Source organism: Ruegeria sp. SCSIO 43209, from assembly GCF_019904295.1.
In the GTDB taxonomy this organism is placed as follows: Bacteria; Pseudomonadota; Alphaproteobacteria; order Rhodobacterales; family Rhodobacteraceae; genus Ruegeria.
Window position 1 is genome coordinate 1,251,552 of record NZ_CP065359.1, and the last position, 19,210, is coordinate 1,270,761.

General features: G+C 57.6%; 18 protein-coding genes. 5 read left to right on the forward strand and 13 right to left on the reverse strand.

Annotated features, from left to right (window positions below; genetic code table 11):
- Window positions 1-52 precede the first annotated feature (52 nt).
- Window positions 53-1,210 (forward strand): ribonuclease D, encoded by a 1,158-nt coding sequence (gene rnd / locus I5192_RS06310; RefSeq protein ID WP_223117996.1) that lies wholly within the window; start codon window positions 53-55, stop codon window positions 1,208-1,210.
- Here rnd and I5192_RS06315 read toward each other — a convergent pair.
- Complete coding sequence (locus I5192_RS06315; protein ID WP_170405998.1) at window positions 1,207-1,731, reverse strand: hypothetical protein; 525 nt, start codon at window positions 1,729-1,731, stop codon at window positions 1,207-1,209. The genes rnd and I5192_RS06315 overlap by 4 nt on opposite strands.
- A 141-nt stretch (window positions 1,732-1,872) precedes the next feature.
- Between I5192_RS06315 and I5192_RS06320 the strand changes: the two genes are divergently transcribed.
- On the forward strand, window positions 1,873-2,283 hold the full coding sequence (locus I5192_RS06320) for a SufE family protein (protein WP_170392962.1): 411 nt from the start codon (window positions 1,873-1,875) through the stop codon (window positions 2,281-2,283).
- A gap of 3 nt (window positions 2,284-2,286) precedes the next feature.
- Here I5192_RS06320 and I5192_RS06325 read toward each other — a convergent pair whose 3' ends face one another.
- Both I5192_RS06325 and I5192_RS06330 read right to left on the reverse strand, forming a co-directional pair.
- Complete coding sequence (locus tag I5192_RS06325; RefSeq protein ID WP_223117997.1) at window positions 2,287-2,952, reverse strand: DUF1638 domain-containing protein; 666 nt, start codon at window positions 2,950-2,952, stop codon at window positions 2,287-2,289.
- Between the two features lie 101 nt (window positions 2,953-3,053).
- A complete protein-coding gene (locus I5192_RS06330; protein WP_170392964.1) occupies window positions 3,054-3,752 on the reverse strand; it encodes a B12-binding domain-containing protein in 699 nt (232 codons plus the stop codon).
- Window positions 3,753-4,067: 315 nt separating this feature from the next.
- Here I5192_RS06330 and I5192_RS06335 point away from each other — a divergent pair, with 315 nt between their 5' ends.
- Entirely contained in the window at window positions 4,068-5,135 is a 1,068-nt protein-coding gene (locus I5192_RS06335; RefSeq protein ID WP_223117998.1) for a PA0069 family radical SAM protein, read from the forward strand.
- A gap of 9 nt (window positions 5,136-5,144) precedes the next feature.
- On the opposite strand, the gene I5192_RS06340 is transcribed toward I5192_RS06335, so the two are convergent.
- The 3 genes from I5192_RS06340 to gltX form a co-directional block, all read right to left on the reverse strand.
- A complete protein-coding gene (locus I5192_RS06340) occupies window positions 5,145-6,086 on the reverse strand; it encodes an autotransporter domain-containing protein (protein WP_170392966.1) in 942 nt (313 codons plus the stop codon).
- Window positions 6,087-6,257: 171 nt separating this feature from the next.
- Window positions 6,258-7,553, reverse strand: coding sequence for a citrate synthase (gltA, locus tag I5192_RS06345; protein WP_170392967.1), 1,296 nt, complete (start codon window positions 7,551-7,553; stop codon window positions 6,258-6,260).
- 114 nt (window positions 7,554-7,667) lie between these two features.
- Entirely contained in the window at window positions 7,668-9,074 is a 1,407-nt protein-coding gene (gene gltX, locus I5192_RS06350) for a glutamate--tRNA ligase (protein ID WP_170392968.1), read from the reverse strand.
- 78 nt (window positions 9,075-9,152) lie between these two features.
- On the opposite strand from gltX, the gene I5192_RS06355 reads away from it, so the two are divergent.
- Window positions 9,153-11,180, forward strand: coding sequence for a ComEC/Rec2 family competence protein (locus I5192_RS06355; RefSeq protein WP_223117999.1), 2,028 nt, complete (start codon window positions 9,153-9,155; stop codon window positions 11,178-11,180).
- Here I5192_RS06355 and lexA read toward each other — a convergent pair.
- From lexA to I5192_RS06385, 6 genes are all read right to left on the reverse strand, one after another.
- Window positions 11,174-11,872: a transcriptional repressor LexA gene (gene lexA / locus I5192_RS06360; protein ID WP_170392970.1), complete on the reverse strand. Its 699-nt coding sequence runs from the start codon at window positions 11,870-11,872 to the stop codon at window positions 11,174-11,176. The genes I5192_RS06355 and lexA overlap by 7 nt on opposite strands.
- Window positions 11,873-11,942: 70 nt before the next feature.
- The gene (glp, locus tag I5192_RS06365; protein ID WP_223118000.1) at window positions 11,943-13,115 is read right to left on the reverse strand and encodes a gephyrin-like molybdotransferase Glp; all 1,173 of its coding nucleotides are present in this window, start codon (window positions 13,113-13,115) and stop codon (window positions 11,943-11,945) included.
- Window positions 13,112-13,585, reverse strand: coding sequence for a cyclic pyranopterin monophosphate synthase MoaC (gene moaC, locus I5192_RS06370; RefSeq protein WP_170405973.1), 474 nt, complete (start codon window positions 13,583-13,585; stop codon window positions 13,112-13,114). Before moaC ends, glp begins: the two co-directional genes overlap by 4 nt.
- Window positions 13,585-14,397: an indole-3-glycerol phosphate synthase TrpC gene (trpC, locus tag I5192_RS06375; protein ID WP_223118001.1), complete on the reverse strand. Its 813-nt coding sequence runs from the start codon at window positions 14,395-14,397 to the stop codon at window positions 13,585-13,587. The genes moaC and trpC overlap by 1 nt, the downstream gene beginning before the upstream one ends.
- Complete coding sequence (gene trpD, locus I5192_RS06380; protein WP_223118002.1) at window positions 14,394-15,413, reverse strand: anthranilate phosphoribosyltransferase; 1,020 nt, start codon at window positions 15,411-15,413, stop codon at window positions 14,394-14,396. Before trpD ends, trpC begins: the two co-directional genes overlap by 4 nt.
- Window positions 15,410-15,991: an aminodeoxychorismate/anthranilate synthase component II gene (locus I5192_RS06385; protein ID WP_170392975.1), complete on the reverse strand. Its 582-nt coding sequence runs from the start codon at window positions 15,989-15,991 to the stop codon at window positions 15,410-15,412. The genes trpD and I5192_RS06385 overlap by 4 nt, the downstream gene beginning before the upstream one ends.
- 131 nt (window positions 15,992-16,122) lie before the next feature.
- Here I5192_RS06385 and I5192_RS06390 point away from each other — a divergent pair, with 131 nt between their 5' ends.
- The gene (locus tag I5192_RS06390) at window positions 16,123-17,670 is read left to right on the forward strand and encodes a divergent polysaccharide deacetylase family protein (protein WP_223118003.1); all 1,548 of its coding nucleotides are present in this window, start codon (window positions 16,123-16,125) and stop codon (window positions 17,668-17,670) included.
- Window positions 17,671-17,694: 24 nt separating this feature from the next.
- Here I5192_RS06390 and trpE read toward each other — a convergent pair whose 3' ends face one another.
- Window positions 17,695-19,206 carry an anthranilate synthase component I gene (trpE, locus tag I5192_RS06395; protein WP_223118004.1) on the reverse strand — a complete coding sequence of 504 codons (1,512 nt, stop codon included), beginning with the start codon at window positions 19,204-19,206 and terminating at the stop codon, window positions 17,695-17,697.
- Window positions 19,207-19,210: the final 4 nt, after the last annotated feature.

Sequence of the window (19,210 nt, forward strand, 5' to 3'; positions counted from 1 at the left end):
ACGAGGACGGCACGGGCAGTCACAATAACCAAAAGCAAGAACAGCACCGCGCATGAAAACCCTGACGACGACGCAAGAGCTGGCCGCATTCTGCTCGGCTGCTGCACAATATCCTTATGTCACTGTAGATACCGAATTTCTGCGCGAACGGACCTATTATTCGAAACTCTGTCTGGTGCAGCTTGCAGTGCCATCGGAAGATGAAGACAGCGCCGTTCTGGTTGATCCATTGGCTGACGGCATGTCGCTGGAGCCTTTGTACCAGCTGTTCTGCGACGAAAGCGTGGTTAAGGTTTTCCACGCCGCGCGGCAGGATCTTGAAATTTTTTGGGTCGACGCGGGAGTCTTTCCGACTCCGTTGTTTGATACTCAGGTCGCTGCGATGGTCTGTGGTTTTGGTGAACAGGTTGGCTATGAGACTCTGGTCCGGAAGATTTGCAAGGAAGGGGTCGATAAAACTTCTCGCTTCACCGACTGGTCACGGCGCCCTCTGACGGAAGCGCAGAAAACATACGCATTGGCAGATGTAACCCATCTTCGGAAAATCTATGAGCATCTGGCTGCAGAACTTAAGAAGTCGCGCCGGGATCACTGGGTCGCAGAAGAGCTTCGCATACTGACCCGACCCGAGACATATGACATTCGCCCGGAAGAGGCGTGGCGGCGGGTCAAAACGCGGACCAACTCTGCCAAGTTTCTGGCCGTGGTTCGAGAGCTGGCGCAGTTCCGCGAGGCCTATGCGCAAGAGAACAATGTGCCACGAAGCCGTGTGTTCAAAGACGATGCGTTGATCGAGATGGCCTCGACCAAGCCCAAGACGCCCTCTGATCTGGGCGGATCGCGCTTGTTGCTGCGCGAAGCGCGCAAAGGGGCGATCGCAGAAGGCATTCTGGAGGCGGTAAAACGGGGCGTAGGTTGCCCGCAAGACCGATTGCCGAAAATTGACAACAGCCGCGACAAGCTGAAGGTCAACCCTGCACTTGCAGATTTGCTGCGCGTTCTTTTGAAATCAAAGACCGAAAGCGCAGGCGTTGCCGCAAAATTGATCGCCTCCAGCGCGGAATTGGATCAGATCGCTGCAGGAGAACGAGAAGTTCCCGCCATGTCTGGTTGGCGGTTCGAGGTTTTTGGCGAGGACGCGCTGAAGCTTTGCGAAGGCAAGATTGCTTTGGCCGCCAAGGGACAGGCCGTGCAGGTTGTCTCGCTTTAACGGCGACGGGATTCCAACGCGTTCTGCTGGCCTTTGACCCGAACTAAACGAATACCTTCCAGTTCTTTCCGGCTTACATTGACGGCCTCTGAAACCATCCGCGACCGTTCGGTGCCCTGCGCAGTGGCGTAGTCCGGGTAATCCACGCGGAAGGTGAATTCCATAACGCCATTTTTGCTGAGTTCTTCAGATCTTACGCGCGCGAGCTGCGCGTTGAACGCACCCTGTCGAATGGCTGTGCCAGCCGCATAGATGATTGCACCCGTCGAGGTTGGGTCGATCCGCAATTCGTTGATCACGGCGATTGGAACGCTATTATCCTCGGCGTCCGGACGCTCGAACAGGCCTTTTTTGTCGGCATTTTCGGGAACCAAGGCATTAGCGTCATCGGCTGATACTTCGGATGGGCTGGGTGTGCTGCTGCCAAACCAGTTCGATGGATTCGCGCTTGAGTTGCTCCAGTTGCTACAAGCGGACAGAGCCATTGTGGAGATCATCAGAACAGGCAGAGTTTTGTGCATGGACCCAGTACTTTGTGCAACTTTACCTGCATCGGGTTAACGCAAATTCGATCGTTTGAAAAGCCACGCTGGGGACTGGACAGTTGGTAGCGCTGAGCATAGTTCACAATTGTGAATGCGTAACGCAAGGACGGACCCGATATGGCAACGCCAGCCTTCGAAGAGATAGTCGAGGATTTCGAGTTCCTGGAGGACTGGGAAGACCGCTATCGCCATGTGATCGAGCAGGGCAAAGCGATGGAGCCTCTGGATGATGCATTCAAAGTCCCTGCGACCAAGGTGAATGGTTGCGCCAGTCAGGTCTGGCTGCATCCAACCATTGAGGGCGGTCAATTCCGCTTTGACGGTGACAGCGATGCCCTGATTGTTCGGGGCCTGATTGCGGTTCTGCGTAGCCTGTATAACGGCTTGCCGGTGGCCGAGGTGCCCAGTGTTGATGCCGGTGGAGAACTCGCGCGACTGGGGTTGCAGGATCATTTGTCTGCCCAACGTTCGAACGGGTTACGCGCTATGATAGAACGTATTCGCGAAGTGGCATTGGCCAGCGCCTGACTTTTAGGTGGATTTGCGCGCTGCCCAGTCAGCAAGCGTGGTTTCCAAATCGCCATAGCCGGTTTGCCGACGTTCGAATTCCAGCCCCATCCGATCAGCGCACTCCTGCGCGCGACGGGTCAAGTCGGGATCATCGGTTTGCGCCTGATAAACGAGCTTGGTGTAATTGCCGAAATACATCTCTCGCAATTCAGGATGATGGTCCAGACCCAGCGGTTTCCAGACAAACGCATCAAACTGCCGCGCAAGGAAATCTGTCAGATAAAAAGCGGTGGTTTCATCGTCGCCATGCGCTGCAAAGGCCAGATTGCCCTCGAAGAAGGAATAGCAATGGGGCCCTTGGATCATCTCGACCCCCAGTCGCTTGCACGCTGCCTGTAGCAACCCACCGGTTCCGCAATCGGCATAGACAACGTAGATGCGGTCGTATGAGTCTCGATGCTTGGCAACCGCATCCTCGACCGCCTGTGTGATCTTTTCCGGGTGCACATGCAAAATGGCGGGCAGGCAAGTCAGGGCCATGTGATCCCAGCCGTTCCGTTCTTTCAGGTCCAGAATCTCGCGGGCCAGTGCACCACATGCGATCAGAAGAATCGACTCGGCGCTGTGCGCTGCGACATAGCCCTGACGGGTCAGGCTGTCATCGTCTGGGATCTGTGAGTCGGTCATCTGATCTCTCTGGCTGGTCTTTAGCTATATATGTGCCCGAGGTTCGGACAAAAAAGGCCGCCCCAAAAAGGACGGCCTGTCTCACGATATGATCTCGCGCCTTAGCCGGCCAGTTGGTTGTGCTTGCGCGACATGAAGTCCTTGGCCATTTCCACCGCCACGGCTGCGTCGCGGCAATAGCCGTCAGCGCCGATCGCCTTGCCGAACTCTTCGTTCAGCGGAGCGCCGCCAACCAGAACGGTGTACTCATCACGCAGGCCTTGTTCGACCAACGTGTCGATTACGACCTTCATATAAGGCATCGTCGTCGTCAGCAGAGCGGACATGCCCAGAATGTCGGGCTGTTCGTTTTCCAGCGCTTCGAGGTAGTTCTCGACCGGGTTGTTGATGCCGATATCGACAACTTCGAACCCGGCGCCTTCCATCATCATCGCAACAAGGTTCTTGCCGATGTCATGGATGTCGCCCTTGACGGTGCCGATCACCATCTTACCAACGCGCGGAGCACCAGTTTCAGCCAGCAGAGGCTTCAGGATCGCCATACCGCCTTTCATGGCGTTGGCCGCCAGCAGAACCTCAGGCACGAACAGGATGCCGTCGCGGAAGTCATGGCCGACAATTGTCATGCCGCCAACCAGCGCTTTGGTCAGGATGTCATAGGGTTGCCATCCGCGCTCGAGCAGGATGTTCACACCTTCTTCGATCTCTTCCTTCAGGCCGTCATAAAGGTCATCGAACATCTGTTCGACGAGTTCGTCGTCATTCAGTTCGGACAGGACGATGTCTTCTTCATCAGACATGGGTATTTCCCTGAGCTGTGCGGGCCTGCGGCCCGTGGTGGCATTTTCACCGTTTTGGCCATTTCGTCGCAGGTCTACTGTGACGATTGCGACCTAGGTCGTTCTGAGACCGACCTATAGGCCGAATATTCGCACTCAGCGACATCGAATTTTGCAAGATCATCCTGCATTGGTTTCATTAGCCACGGTAAATTCACCTGCAGTCTAATGCGTCGCCTGTTTCGAGCATCTGATGATTTTTGGAAATCGAAACATGAATCTTGCCAGTGAAACTGGTTTTAATTACATCTAGTGATAGGAACAAAAAGCGAACAAATGACTGCTGCCATCAAAAGCCCTGGGCGCGGAGCAACCTCAAACGAAGCAGGTCGATTCGAGAGGTTTACAACCGAGTTGACCGAAGATGGCTGGGATTTGCCAGAGGAACTGCCCCCGTTGCGGACCGAAGTTCGGGAAGAAATGGCGCGCAATCTGATCACCTATAACAAGTCGCCGGACCTACCTTTTGACCGATCCATAAACCCATATCGGGGCTGCGAGCATGGATGCGTGTATTGCTTTGCTCGGCCAACGCATGCGTATCTGGGGCTGTCTCCGGGTTTGGATTTCGAAACCCGCCTTGTTGCGCGACCCAATGCGGCTGAGCTATTGCGTCGCGAACTCTCAGCACGTTCTTACAAGGTGGCCACGATTGCACTGGGAACCAACACCGATCCCTATCAACCGATCGAAAAAAACCGCAAGATAACAAGAAGCTGTCTAAAGGTTCTGAGAGATTTTCAACATCCGGTCGGTATTGTGACCAAGGGGACTCTGATCGAGCGTGATCTTGATATTCTGGCACCGATGGCCCGCAATGGCCTTGTCCGGGTTGGCATCTCGCTGACCACATTGGACCGCGATCTTTCCCGACGGATGGAACCCCGGGCGCCTTCACCGCAGCGCAGGCTCGGAATGATCCGCAACCTGACCGAGGCTGGCGTGCCTGTGCGCGTTATGACGTCTCCGGTGATTCCCGGTTTAACCGATCATGAATTGGAAATCCTGTTGGAGGCCGGAAAGCAGGCTGGCGCCGATGCTGCAAGCTGGATCATGCTGCGGCTTCCCCGTGAAGTATCCGCGCTCTGGCGCGAGTGGCTGATCGAACATCAGCCGGGCAGGGCTGAGAAGGTGATGGCACGGCTGCGCGAAATGCATGGGGGTAGGGAATATGACCCCCGGTGGGGCCACCGCATGCGGGGCGAGGGGACCTATGCCGAGATGATTGCGCAACGGTTCAAGGCCGCAGTCAAACGTCTCGGGCTGTCGACAGACATGCCGCCACTGAACTGTGCGGCGTTTGCACCTCCACCCCAGCCCGGTGATCAACTGGCTTTGTTTTGAAGCCTTGGTTCAGAAACTAATGCCAATACCGGCCGAGAATCCGTTGACGGTATCGCTGCCGTAGTAGCGGACCATAAACCGTGTCGTTGATACCCAAGGCACCCATGTGTCAGACAGATCGACCTCGATCCCACCACCTACGCGGGCCAGCCAGTCGGTGCCCAATACAAGTGACTGATCCCCGATCAGATAGGACAGGGACAGATCGCCCACCCAGCGGACCGGGCGACCGAACATGCGTTTTCCAGTTGGAAAGCGGTAGCGTGACCACAGAACTGCATTTGCGGCAGTTGATTCAACCAACAGGTCCTCGTTGTCTCCGATAGGCCAGTATTCGATATGGGTATAGCGCAGGCTTGCCTCGAATTCCCGGTCGTTGGACAGAGCTTTCTCGTACGAGACCGTCATCGATCCGCCTGCGCCACCAGCCCAGATGCCGCCGCTTTCGAGAAAGTCTCGATCAAGCCCCAGGCGGTTGGCTATGGCTTGCGCACCGACAGATGCGTCGGATTGCGTACGTCCGACCGAGATATGGGCCATCGGGGTCATTTTCCAATACTCGCCGATGTCGAACTGATAGCCGACACCGCCGGTCAGGGCGAGGCTGGTCCATTTCAGCGGTATACGCGTGGTATCTCCGGTGCCGCTGAAGGTCAGAACGGGGTCATAGCGCGCGTAGCCTATATACCCCTCAAGATAGATCGGCACGCCCTCAGCAAGGCGAAACCCGCCGCCCAGCTGGGCGGATTTGAAATCGTAATCGCGATTGTCAGTATTTGATTGCAGTGAGATTGCGCTGGCAGAATCGTCCGGGATGCCTGCCAACCCCAAGATTGCCAACGACCCGGCGGCGTTTTCCTGCTGCTGCTTCTCAAAAGCACGCTCCAGCACGCTTTGAGCGGATGCCGATTGCGCAAGTAGCAACATAATGAACAAGAAGATGAAACGCATGAGAACCAAACAATATTCGCCGGACGCGGCAACATTAGGCGGACTGAGGCAGTGCGGAAAGATGCATCGAAACAGTCATTTACGATTGGTTTCGAACGGTCTCATTTTGGTAACGCTACGGAAAAAAAGACCCCGGATAACCGGGGTCTTAACATCGATATTGTGTGTGGATCAGCGGTTTTCGATGTCCACGTAATCGCGGTTGGTCGCGCCCAGATAAAGCTGACGTGGGCGTCCGATCTTATTCTGTGGATCGGCAATCATTTCTTTCCACTGGCTAACCCAGCCAACGGTACGTGACAACGCGAAGATTGGCGTGAACATCGAGGTCGGGAAGCCCATCGCTTCCATCACGATGCCCGAATAGAAGTCGACATTCGGGAACAGTTTCTTCTCGATGAAATACGGATCTTCCAGAGCCTGTTTTTCCAGCGCCTTCGCGACCTGTAGTTTGGGATTGTTTTCCACGCCCAGCAGGTCAAGTACTTCGTCTGCCGATTGCTTCATCACTTTCGCGCGTGGATCGAAGTTCTTGTAGACGCGGTGGCCAAAGCCCATCAGACGGAACGGGTCATCTTTGTCTTTGGCGCGCTCGATAAACTCGGGGATGCGGTCCACGCTGCCGATCTCTTCCAGCATTTCAAGGCAAGCCTGGTTCGCACCACCATGGGCCGGACCCCAGAGACAGGCGATACCGGCCGCGATACAGGCGAATGGGTTTGCACCCGAAGAAGATGCCAGACGCACCGTCGAAGTCGAGGCGTTCTGTTCGTGATCCGCCTGCAGCATGAAGATACGATCCATGGCGCGTGCCAGAATCGGGTTCACCTCGTAATCTTCGGCAGGAACGGCAAAACACATGCGCAGGAAGTTTGACGCATAGTCCAGGTCGTTGCGCGGGTACACGAAGGGCTGACCGATATGGTATTTGTAGGCCCAGGCCGCGATGGTCGGCATTTTTGCGATCAAACGGTGCGAAGCTACTTCACGCTGACGCGGGTCCGCGATGTCGGTCGAATCGTGATAGAACGCGGACATGGCACCAACCACACCCACCATGATGGCCATCGGATGCGCATCCCGGCGGAATCCGCGATAGAAATACTGCATCTGCTCGTGCAGCATCGTGTGGCGGGTGATTGTGGTCTCGAAGTTCTCCAGATCCTTCGCCGAAGGCAGCTCGCCATACAGCAGCAGATAGCTGAGTTCGAGGAAATGCGACTTCGAGGCGATCTGTTCGATCGGATAACCGCGATGCAGCAACTCGCCCTTGTCACCGTCGATGAATGTAATGGTGCTGTCACAGCTTGCGGTGGACGTGAAACCCGGATCATAAGTAAAGACGCCAGCCTGACCATAGAGCTTGCGGATATCGATCACATCGGGCCCAGCGGTCGGAGAAAACACCGGCAGATCATAGCTTTCGCCGTGGACAGTCAGTTTGGCTGATTTTTTGCTCTCGGTCATGTTTGTCCCTTCTTCATTCGTGCGCATGCCGGATCGCTGTCCGACAAAGCAGGCAACGACTGCGTTCCGTCGCGCAGTCCGTTCTTAACGGAGCAGCGTTACCCTTATGTGAAATCAGGCCGGGTTCGCTGCATCAGAAAGCCGCGCCAGGGTTTCATCGCGCCCAAGCACAAGCATCATGTCAAATACCGAAGGTGTAACTGCCCGGCCCGCTAGTGCCGCCCGCAGCGGACCAGCCAATTTGCCGAACTTAACCCCATTCGCCTCTGCGAACGAATTCAGGGTCTCCTCCAGTTCGTTCCGGGACCAGCTAGCATTTTGCAGCTGCGGCGTCAATTCTTTCAGTATACCGTCGGATACAGATGCCAGCGCCTTTGCGGCCTTTTCATCTGGCTGGATAGGTCGCGACGTAAGCACAAAATGAGCTTTTTCAATGAGTTCTGGGAACGTGCGTGCGCGGTCCTTGAGGCAATACATCGCACGGACCAAATCACTGGATTGTGTTTCGGAAAGCGGCGGCAAACCAGCTGACTTCAGATATCCCTGAATTTCATGCTGCAGCGCGGCATCTTCCCCGACGGCAATATGTTGTCCACAAAGGTTTTCAAGCTTCTTCACATCAAACCGCGCCGGGCTTTTGCCAATGCCATCCAGATCGAACCACTCTTTAGCTTGGGCATCGGTAAAGAACTCATCATCCCCATGGCTCCAGCCCAGCCGAGCCAGATAGTTGCGCATTCCGGATGCCGGATATCCCATGGCCTGATATTCTTGCGCCCCCAACGCACCGTGACGTTTGCTGAGCTTTTTTCCATCGGGTCCATGGATCAAAGGGATATGCGCCCAGACTGGTACATCCCAACCCATCGCCTCGTAGATCATCATCTGACGGGCGGCGTTGTTGAGGTGATCGTCGCCCCGGATCACATGAGTCACGCCCATATCATGATCGTCAACCACAACGGCCAGCATATAGACCGGAGTCCCATCCGAACGCAGCAGGATCATGTCATCCAACTGATCGTTGCGAATGGTGACATCGCCCTGCACCTGATCGCGGATCACAGTGGCACCGTCTTGCGGAGCCTTGATGCGGATCACGTAAGGTGCGTCGGGATGTATGGCAGGGTCAGCCTCGCGCCACGGGCTGCGAAACAGGGTCGACTGCCCCTCGGCCCGCGCCTGTTCACGGAATGCAGCGATTTCTTCCTGCGTCGAAAAGCACTTGTATGCCTTGCCGTCGGACAGCAATTGATGCGCGACCTCTGCATGTCGAGGGGCACCCTCGAATTGGCTGACCACCTCACCGTCATGATCAAGCCCTAGCCAGTCCATGCCTTGCAGTATGGCCGCTGTTGCTTCCGGCGTGGAACGTTCCCGATCGGTATCCTCGATCCGCAACAGGAACTGGCCGCCGCGACCCCGCGCATAAAGCCAGTTGAACAGAGCAGTGCGGGCGCCACCGATATGCAGAAATCCGGTGGGAGAGGGGGCAAAACGGGTGACGACCTGATCGGACATGGTGTGGATTAACCTTTTGGTAACCTTAGCGGGCATAGTTTGGCGACTATCTACCCAGCCCGAAGGACGGGGGCAACCATGCGTGTTCTGACACGGGTCGAGACCGCATTGCTGACCCAGCGGGGACACTTGTTTCCGTGGTCCCCGATCTGCCTGGCGGTCGGGATTGGTTGGTATTTCAGCCTCAGGTTCGAACCCGAGGTTGAGCTCTATGTCGGCGTCCTGGCGCTTGCCTTGCTGGCGCTTGCCTCCACCCGTTTCATGGGGGCCGCGTGGTCACCGCTAGCCACTGGCTTAGCCCTGATCGCGATGGGGTTCGCTCTGGCCGGGGCGCGGGCACATATGGTTGCGGAGCCGGTCCTGCAATGGCGTTACTATGGCCCGGTCGAGGGGAGGGTCGTAGCGCTAGACCGCTCTGCGTCGGATGCGCTGAGGGTGACATTGGATCAGGTGCGGATCGGGGACGTTCCTGCTGATCAAAGACCCCGGCGCATCCGGCTGTCTATTCACGGGGAGTCAGTTGCGCTGTCCCCGGGTCAGCGGATTATGACCACAGCACATCTTTCGCCGCCGCAAGGGCCAGTTGAACCCGGAGGTTTTGATTTTCGCCGCCACGCCTGGTTCCAGCAACTCGGCGCTGTTGGATACACTCGGGTTCCGGTCCTGACGTCGGCTGCGGCGCAAGATGGTTTGGACGGAGTGCGTATCACGGCCTGGCGCATGGAGATCTCGGATCGGGTGCGCACGATCCTGCCGGGCGAAGTCGGGGGCTTTGCCGCCGCCGTAACTACCGGTGATCGCAGCGGGATGGGGCAGGCCTCGTTAGAGGCGTTGCGCGCGTCCAACCTGGCTCATCTTCTGGCGATTTCGGGCCTTCACATGGGTTTGTTGACCGGTTTCGTTTTTGTGGCGTGCCGCATGGGGTTCTCAATGGTACCTGTCATCGCGCTTCGCATGCCCGTACGCAAGGTGGCCGCGCTCTGTGCGTTATTCGCGTCGACAATCTACCTGCTTCTGTCTGGTGGGAACGTCGCGACTGAGCGCGCCTTTGTGATGGTCTGCGTTATGCTGGGGGCCGTATTGTTGGACCGGCGCGCGATTTCATTGCGGGCGGTGGCCATGGCTGCGCTGATTGTTCTTACCTTGCGCCCGGAAACTCTATTGAGCCCCGGATTTCAGATGTCTTTTGCTGCTACAACCGCCTTGGTCGCAGGGTTTGGCGCGTTGCGGGACTATGGCCCAATGCCAGGCCCAAAATGGCTGCGGCCTGTGCTGGCCTTGTTGACATCCTCGGCGATCGCGGGGATCGCGACAGCTCCGATCGGGGCGGCGCATTTCAACGCTATTTCGCACTACGGGTTGCTGGCAAATCTCGTCTCCGTGCCCGTCATGGGAACGCTGGTCGTTCCAAGTGCGGTTGTCGCCGCCCTTCTTGCACCTTTTGGGCTTGAAGCGATTGCATTGCACGTAATGGGTCTTGGGCTGAGATGGATCCTTACCGTTGCCAATTGGGTCGCGGGACTGGAGGGCGCGCGCGGGTACGTAGTAAGCCCAGACTATTTCGTATTGCCTGTTCTGGCTCTGTCTCTTCTGTGGCTAATGCTGTGGCAAGGGCACGCACGGTGGCTCGGCATCGCCCCGGCGGCATTGGCGATAGCGCTGTGGGGTCAGGGAAGCCGCCCAGACGTGCTGATCGCCGATACCGGCGGGCTGGTCGGAGTGATGACTGAACACGGGCGCGCGCTGAGCAAACCGAAAGGCAGCGGATTTGTCGCGTCGGTTTGGCTGGAAAATGACGGGGACGGGGCAGATCAACCAAAGGCCGCTTTGCGATGGCCAGAGGCATCAGCGGGAATTCAACGTTTTCTTCTGGGAGACAAAGAGCTTGTCCACTTGACTGGCAAGCGGGCTGCGAGCGCCTTTCAGGAATGCAGGAAAGATCAGATCATTGTCGCCCCGGTGTCGTTGACTTTGACCGGTGAATGCAGCGTTTACGATACGGAATTTCTGCGGAAGACAGGCAGTCTTGCGTTATCCAAGGGGCGTTTGTTCGCGAGTTCTGATATCTCAGGCCGCCGCCTATGGTCCCCCAAGCTGCCTCAGTAGCTTCGGATCAAGCCTACCAGGCGGCCCTGAACTTTCACCTTGTCCTCTGGCAGCACGCGGGTCTCATAGGCCGGATTCGCCGCTTCCAGCGCAATGGCCTGACCTCGGCGGAAAAACCGTTTCAGCGTGGCTTCCTGATCTTCCACCAATGCCACCACGATGTCACCGTTGTCAGCGGCCGTTGTTTCGCGGATCACCACGACATCGCCATCGTTGATACCGGCGTCGATCATCGAGTCGCCACGAACCTCAAGCGCATAATGTTCACCACGGCCCGAAACCATCGAGCCCGGTACAGCGACACGGTGCGACACATGGCTGATCGCTTCGATCGGTACACCGGCAGCAATCCGGCCCATAACAGGCAATTCCATCGCATCAACTGTGACGGGTTCAAAGTTCGCGGGGCGTGGACCTTCAGGGCGATCGCCTTCAATCACACGCGGTTTGAAACCTGCCGTGGGCTCTCCCCCAAGGCTTTCTGGCAGCTTGACAATTTCGATGGCACGGGCTCGATGGGCAAGGCGGCGGATAAAGCCACGTTCTTCCAGCGCGGTGATCAGTCGATGAATCCCGGATTTTGACCGTAGATCCAACGCGGCCTTCATCTCATCAAAACTGGGCGGAACACCGTCCGCTTGCACGCGTTTGTGGATGAATTCCAGCAAATCCAATTGCTTCTTGGTCAGCATTGCTCATACCTCGTCGCTCATGCGTTTTCTTTTGTTCTACGCATGTTCACGTTTTGTGTCAACGGATTTGCTAGATCGGCAGGTAAAGGACCTCATCCCCGGCCTCGCGCGCGGGATCGTGGGGTTGGCGTACCAATAGTGCATTGGCTTGCGCCAAAACACTTAGCAGCGAGCTGTCCTGATCATCACAGGCGCGGATGCCGCCGTTGTCCAACACCGCCCGCATATAATGCTCACGCGGGCCATTTTTTCCGAGCGGGGCAGAAAGGCGGGCGCGTTGGAATGGCTGTAGGGCCTGTTCAATCCCCAACATGCGGCGCACCATTGGGATGAGGAACAGGTAACCGCACACCATGGCACTGACCGGGTTTCCGGGTAGACCGACCATTGCAGCACCCCCAAGCCGCCCGGCCATCAGAGGTTTACCCGGTCGCATGCGAATCTTGTAGAACGATTGCTTCAACCCAAGACCTTCCGAGACATCCGCAACCAGGTCGTACTCGCCAACCGACGCCCCTCCGATTGTCACCACAAGGTCAGCGCCCTGTGCCAAGCCAAAAGCTGTTTCTAATGACGCTAAGGTATCTTGTGCGATAGGAAGTACACGAACTTGTGCGCCAGCGTTTTCCAGTAACGCCTTAAGACCAAAGGTATTTGAGGCGATGATCTGATCGGGGCCGGGTGTTTCTCCGGGCATCACCAGTTCGTCACCGGTTGAGATTAGTGCAACCACGGGTTTGCGGTTCACAGGGACCGAAGCGATGTTCATCGCTGCCATTAATGCGACATCTTCGGGTCTGAGCTGGCGTGGGGCCGTGATCTGCGTACCGATGCTGAAATCGATCCCCGCAGGGCGGATATTGGCCTTTTCACCGGGGGCGTCGGTTATGCTGATCAGATCACCGCGTCGGTCGACATCTTCCTGTATGACGACGAAATCTGCACCATCCGGCACAGGCGCACCAGTGAATATCCGCACAGCTTGGCCGGGTCCGACGCTTCCAGCAAAGCGACGTCCGGCCGCAGCTTCGCCAACCACTTTGAACATTGCATGCAGTTCGACTTCGGCCGCCTTGACGGCGTACCCATCCATCGATGACGCAGCAAAGGGCGGCTGATCACGCGTTGCTGCAACGTTTTCTGCCAGGATACGACCGGCAGCCTCGGCAAGGGCAACCGTTTCTGCGGGCAGCGGTGAGACCAGATCGAACAGCAGAGCCCGCGCTTCTTCAACCGAGATCATGATGCCTCGTAACGCCCTGATTTTCCGCCGTCTTTCAGTAGAACACGAATACCGCCGATCTCCATCGATTTGTCCACGGCCTTCGCCATATCGTAAACCGTCAGTGCGGCTGTCGAGACTGCTGTCAGCGCTTCCATCTCTACGCCGGTCTGGCCGGAAGTCTTTACAGTCGCTTCAATCTGAACGCCGGGAAGGTCCGGGTCTAAGCTCAGTTCAATGGCGACTTTGGTCACGGGTAGCGGATGACACAGAGGTATCAGGTCAGGCGTTTTCTTGGCGCCCATTATGCCCGCAAGTCTGGCAACACCAAGAACATCGCCTTTCTTAGCGCGTCCTTCTGAAATGATATCAAAGGTTTCCTTCGCCATCTTGATGTATCCAGATGCAACCGCAACCCGGTCGGTGACAGCCTTGTCGGACACGTCCACCATATGGGCCTCACCTTTGGCATCAAAATGGGTCAGCGGCATCACATCACTCCGGGAATGAGCGGGTTGGCGAGCAGTGCTCGAGTTGCCGAAGCTACATCATCCTGACGCATCAGGCTCTCACCAATAAGGAAACAGCGCGCACCGTAGCGGGCGATATCGGCGAGGTCCGCCGGAGTGCTCAGGCCGCTCTCGCAGACGATCGTGCGATCCGCTGGAACCAGCTTTGACAGATGACGAGTTGTATCAAGAGTCGTCTCGAACGACTTGAGATTGCGGTTGTTTATCCCGATCAGCGGGCTTTTCAGCTGCGATGCGCGCGCAAGTTCATCGGCGTCATGGACTTCGATCAGAACATCCATGCCCCAGTCAAACGCGGTTTGCTCAAGCTCGGCGGCCTGTGCATCGCTGACCGAGGCCATGATGATCAGGATGCAATCCGCACCCAATGCACGCGCTTCGACCACCTGATAGGGGTCGTACATGAAGTCCTTCCGCAATGCTGGCAACGAACAGGCCGCGCGAGCTTCGGTCAGAAAGGACTTGTCACCCTGAAAGCTAGGCGTGTCCGTCAGAACCGACAGGCAAGCCGCGCCGCCCTCTTCATAAGCTTTGGCAAGCGCGGGCGGATCGAAATCAGCGCGAATCAGACCTTTGGACGGGCTGGCCTTTTTGACCTCGGCGATCAATCCGTACCCCTTGCGCATAGCCGAATGCAGGGCTTCGGCAAAACCGCGTACCTCGGGTGCGTTCCGTGCCTCAGATTCTAGTGTTTCCAGAGGCTTATGCGCCTTATCCGCAGCGATCTCTTCCAGCTTGTACGCTTTGATTTTGTCCAGAACGGTCTCGGTCATGCGGCTTCCTGTGTAATGCGCGCCAGCGCGGTGATCTTTTCACGGGCCTTGCCGCTATCAATGCTTTCTGTGGCCATCGCAACGCCCTCGCGCAGATCGTTTGCCGCATCTGCAACGACCAGCGCCGCGGCAGAGTTCAGCAACACCGCGTCGCGGTAAGCTGAGGGTGCGCCATCCAGCAGGGCGCGGAAGGCAACCGCGTTCTCTTCGGGCGTGCCGCCGATGATATCTTCGAACGGATGCACAGGCAGGCCGGCGTCTTCGGGGTGAAGCTCGACCTCTTTGACAACGCCATCCTCAACCGATGCGATCCAGCTGACCCCGGTGATCGTAAGCTCATCCGTACCGTCTGAGCCGTGAACCAACCAGGCATGTTCAGTTCCAAGCAGGCCCAAAGTTTCGGCCATCGGGCGGATCAGGTCACGGCTGAACGCACCGGTCAGTTGGCGCTTCACTCCGGCGGGGTTGGTCAGGGGGCCCAGAATGTTGAAAATCGTGCGCGTACCCAGTTCTTGCCGCGAGGGCATGACATGGGCGATCGCCGGGTGGTGCATCGGGGCCATCATGAAACCGATACCAACTTCTTTCAGCGCTTTTTCAACGATTTCCGGGCCGACCATTACGTTGATACCTAGCTGCCCAAGAGCATCTGCTGCGCCGGATTTCGAGCTCAGGTTCCGATTACCGTGTTTTGCAACGGTGACACCGGCGCCTGCCGTCACAAAAGCCGTGGCTGTCGAGATATTGAGTGTTCCTTTGCCGTCGCCCCCCGTACCAACGATGTCCATCGCGCCAGCGGGAGCTTTCACTGCATTGCATTTCGCGCGCATTACGGCAGCGGCGGCGGCGTATTCCTCGACCGTCTCGCCGCGCGTGCGCATTGCCATCAACAACCCTCCGATCTGGCTGGGCGTGGCGGCCCCATCAAAGAGGATGCCAAAGGCCTGTTCAGCCTCGGCACGGGTCAAAGGTCGATCGGCCGCAGCACCGATCAGCGGTTTCAGAGCGTCGCTCATGCGGGGACTTTCATTTCGTTCAGGAAGTTCTTGAGCAGGGCGTGACCATGCTCGGACGCGATGGATTCCGGGTGAAACTGGACGCCGTGGATCGGCAGTTCTTTGTGCTGCAGACCCATAATCGTGCCATCCTCAAGCTCGGCCGTGATCTCAAGGCAATCGGGCAGGCTTTCGCGTTCTACGACAAGCGAATGATACCGGGTGGCCTCGAAGGGCGAGGGCAGGCCAGCGAATACACCTTTGCCGGTGTGTTTCATCGTGCCCATTTTCCCGTGCACGATCTCATGACAGCGCACAACCTTGCCGCCAAATGCCTGTCCGATGGTTTGATGCCCCAGACAGACCCCCATCAGCGGTGTTTGCGTCTCGGCCGCGGCTTCGGTCAGGGCCAGACAGATGCCCGCCTGATCGGGATCACAAGGGCCGGGACTGAGCAGAATACCAGCCGGGTTCATCGCCATTGCTTCCTGTACATCCAGTGCGTCATTCCGGCGCACGACCATCTCGGCCCCGAGCTCACCCAGATAATGAACGAGGTTGTAGGTAAACGAGTCATAGTTGTCGATCAGCAGCAGCATTTGGGCACTTATCTTCCTATGGGCATTTCGGGCTGGCGATGCAGTCCCTGAGCGCGGTATAATGTCGGGACATACATGCTCAGGCTTGTGCGGCAGCGTCAAGAGGACATACCCAACTTGACACCGTACAGGTGAGCGTCGCGGAAGATGGCGTCTGGGCAGATGAGGCACGAAACAACGCGAGAGGCGAGATTTCGATGAGCGGATTTTACGGTGGAGTGATCGCCGGGGCGGTCTCGGTATTGGCACTGGGCGCGGTTCTTTCGCTGACAACTCCTTTGTCACGTAAACCAGATGTGACGGCAACAGCGCCCGAAGTGGCTGATACTCCGCAGCCCCTGGAGGCTGCGAAAGTTGAAGAAAGCAATGCCGATGCCGATCTGGTTGAGTTGCCACCATCCGGCCCTGAAACCCCCGATCTATCATCAGATTCGCTGGATGGACTGGCAGGTATTGAGCTTGAGCCCGGTGCCCGTCCTGAGGCGGGTGGAGCACCGACCGTAGCCGAGGCACCTGCAGCGATCTCATCTTCTGACGTGACCGTTCAAACCGAAGCGCCCGCGGCACCGCCAAATCCACTTGCCGAACCGACCTCGCCACAACAGGAAGCCGAACCGGCAGCGCTCGCGGATGCTCCAGCAGCGCCTGCGCCCGAGGAAGCCCCGGAACCTCAGGTGGCGGAAGAAACGCCCGGGGAGGCCCCTCAGGTCGCAGCCCTGCAGCCTGAGACCGTGGAATTGCCGGATGCCGCGCCAGAGGCTGAGGAAGCGGAACCCGTGCCTGATGAAAATCCAATCGCGGTTGAGGGTGAAGAAGATACCCGACCTGTACGTCAGCCGCGCGTATTGACCCTGCCGCAAATTGGCGGAGAGGGGGCCACAGGTTCCGGTTCGTTGATCGGCAAGCGTGTCGTGCCCCTAACCGAGAGGGATGACCCGCCCGTCGAACAAGCCGTGATTACTCCAGAAGTGGTGGCCAAGCCCATCGAAGCACATGCTGCCACCTTCGAAAATCCAGAATCCAAGCCATTGATGTCGATCATTCTGATCGATGATGAAGGGGCTTTTGGGGCCGAGGCGTTGCAGGATTTCCCATACCCGCTAAGTTTTGCCGTCAGCCCGTCTGACCCGAATGCAGCGGAAAAAATGGCCCGTCATCGCGAGGCTGGATTTGAAGTATTGGCCTTGGTTGACATGCACGAAGCCGCCAGTGCTCAGGACGCTGAGGTGTCGTTGTCGGTGTGGTTGGATCAATTGCCTCAAACCGTTGGCATTCTGGAAGGTGTCGGAAGCGGCATTCAGGGCAACCGAAAGCTGGCTGATCAGGTTGCGGCGATTGCTGGAGATACCGGGCGCGGGCTGGTGACGCAGGACAATGGTCTAAACACTGCGCAAAAGCTTGCAGCGCGCAACGGCATTCCATCCAGCGTAGTGTTCCGCGATTTCGATGGTGCCAAACAGGACCCCAAGATCATGCGGCGTTTTCTGGATCAGGCAGCCTTCCGCGCCGGACAGGAAGGTGCCGTGGTGATGCTGGGTCGTCTGCGTCCCGAGACGATCTCGGCTCTGTTGCTGTGGGGGCTTGAGGATCGCGGCAGCCGCGTGGCGATGGCCCCAATTTCTGCCGTGATGATGAAAGAAATCCAGCAGGGCGTTGCCGGATCGCTGACGGACGGGTGATGGCAGCGACCATCCGCCACCCCGCTAGCTGTTTCCGCTGCCTGTAAACCGCGCCGCATCCGCAGCCGCGCGGCGAATGGCGTTCGATTTATGGACGGTCTCCATGTATTCCGCTTCGGGGTCGCTGTCATAGACAACGCCGCCTCCAGCTTGGATATACAGTTTGTGGTCTTTCACAATGGCCGTCCGCAGCGCGATGCACATATCCATGTCGCCGCCTGCGCTGAAATACCCTACACCGCCACCGTAGATGCCGCGCTTTTCAGGCTCCAACTCGTCGATGATCTCCATCGCGCGCACTTTGGGCGCGCCTGATACCGTGCCTGCAGGCATCCCGGCAAAGAACGCGTCCAATGCGTCCTTGTCTTCGGCCAGTTCACCGACCACGTTTGATACGATGTGCATCACGTGGCTGTAGCGCTCGATGATGAACTCTTCGGTAGGACGCACGGTTCCAATCTTAGAAACACGCCCGGTGTCATTGCGGCCCAGGTCCAGCAACATGAGGTGCTCGGCCAGTTCTTTCTTGTCGGCCAGCAGGTCGATTTCGTTGGCTTTGTCTTCTTCGGGCGTCGCGCCACGCGGGCGGGTACCCGCGATAGGGCGGATCGTGACCTCATTGCCGAAGACACGCACCAGAATTTCTGGGCTTGCACCTACGACCTGAAAGCCGCCGAAGTTGAAATAGAACATGAACGGCGACGGGTTGGTGCGCCGCAGCGAGCGATAGAGAGCAAATGGCGGCTGCGGAAAATCCTGTGTCCAGCGTTGGGCTGGGACGACCTGAAAGATATCACCTGCACGGATATATTCCTTGGCCTTTTCAACGGCTTCCATATAGCCCGATTTGGTGAAGTTAGAGACAGGAGCCCCAACTTCTATTGCGTCACCCAGATCGCGCGTCTCGGCCGGCATGGCACGCTCAAGATCACGCACGGCATCCATCACACGCTCGGCAGCCTGCGCATAGGCGGCTTTGGCGGTTTGCCCCTCGCTGACCCAGGCGGGCGACACCACGGTAACCTCGCCTTTGACGCCGTCCAACACAGCAATGACCGAGGGGCGCAGCATGATCGCATCGGGCAGGCCCAACGGGTCAGGGTTCACATCCGGCAGGTATTCCACCAACCGGACCATGTCGTAGCCCAGATAGCCAAATAGGCCAGCGGCGGCCTGCGGCAGGTCATCGGGAAGCGCGATGCGGCTTTCAGCCAACAAGGCGCGCAAGTTGTCCATCGGGTTGCCATCCTGTGGCTCGAACGCCTCGGCATCGAAGCGGGCTGATCGGTTCAAGGCCGATGTCTCGCCCTGACAGCGCCAAATCAGATCGGGCTTCATTCCGATGATCGAATAGCGCCCACGCACTTCACCCCCGGTTACCGACTCGAGCATGAAGGCGTCTTTCTGAGCGCCTGTCAGTTTCAGCATCAGTGAAACCGGCGTATCCAGATCAGCGGCGAGGCGGGTATAGACGACCTGATTTTCGCCCGCATCATAAGCGCGCGCGAAACTTTCGAAATCCGGGGTCAGGGCCATGTTC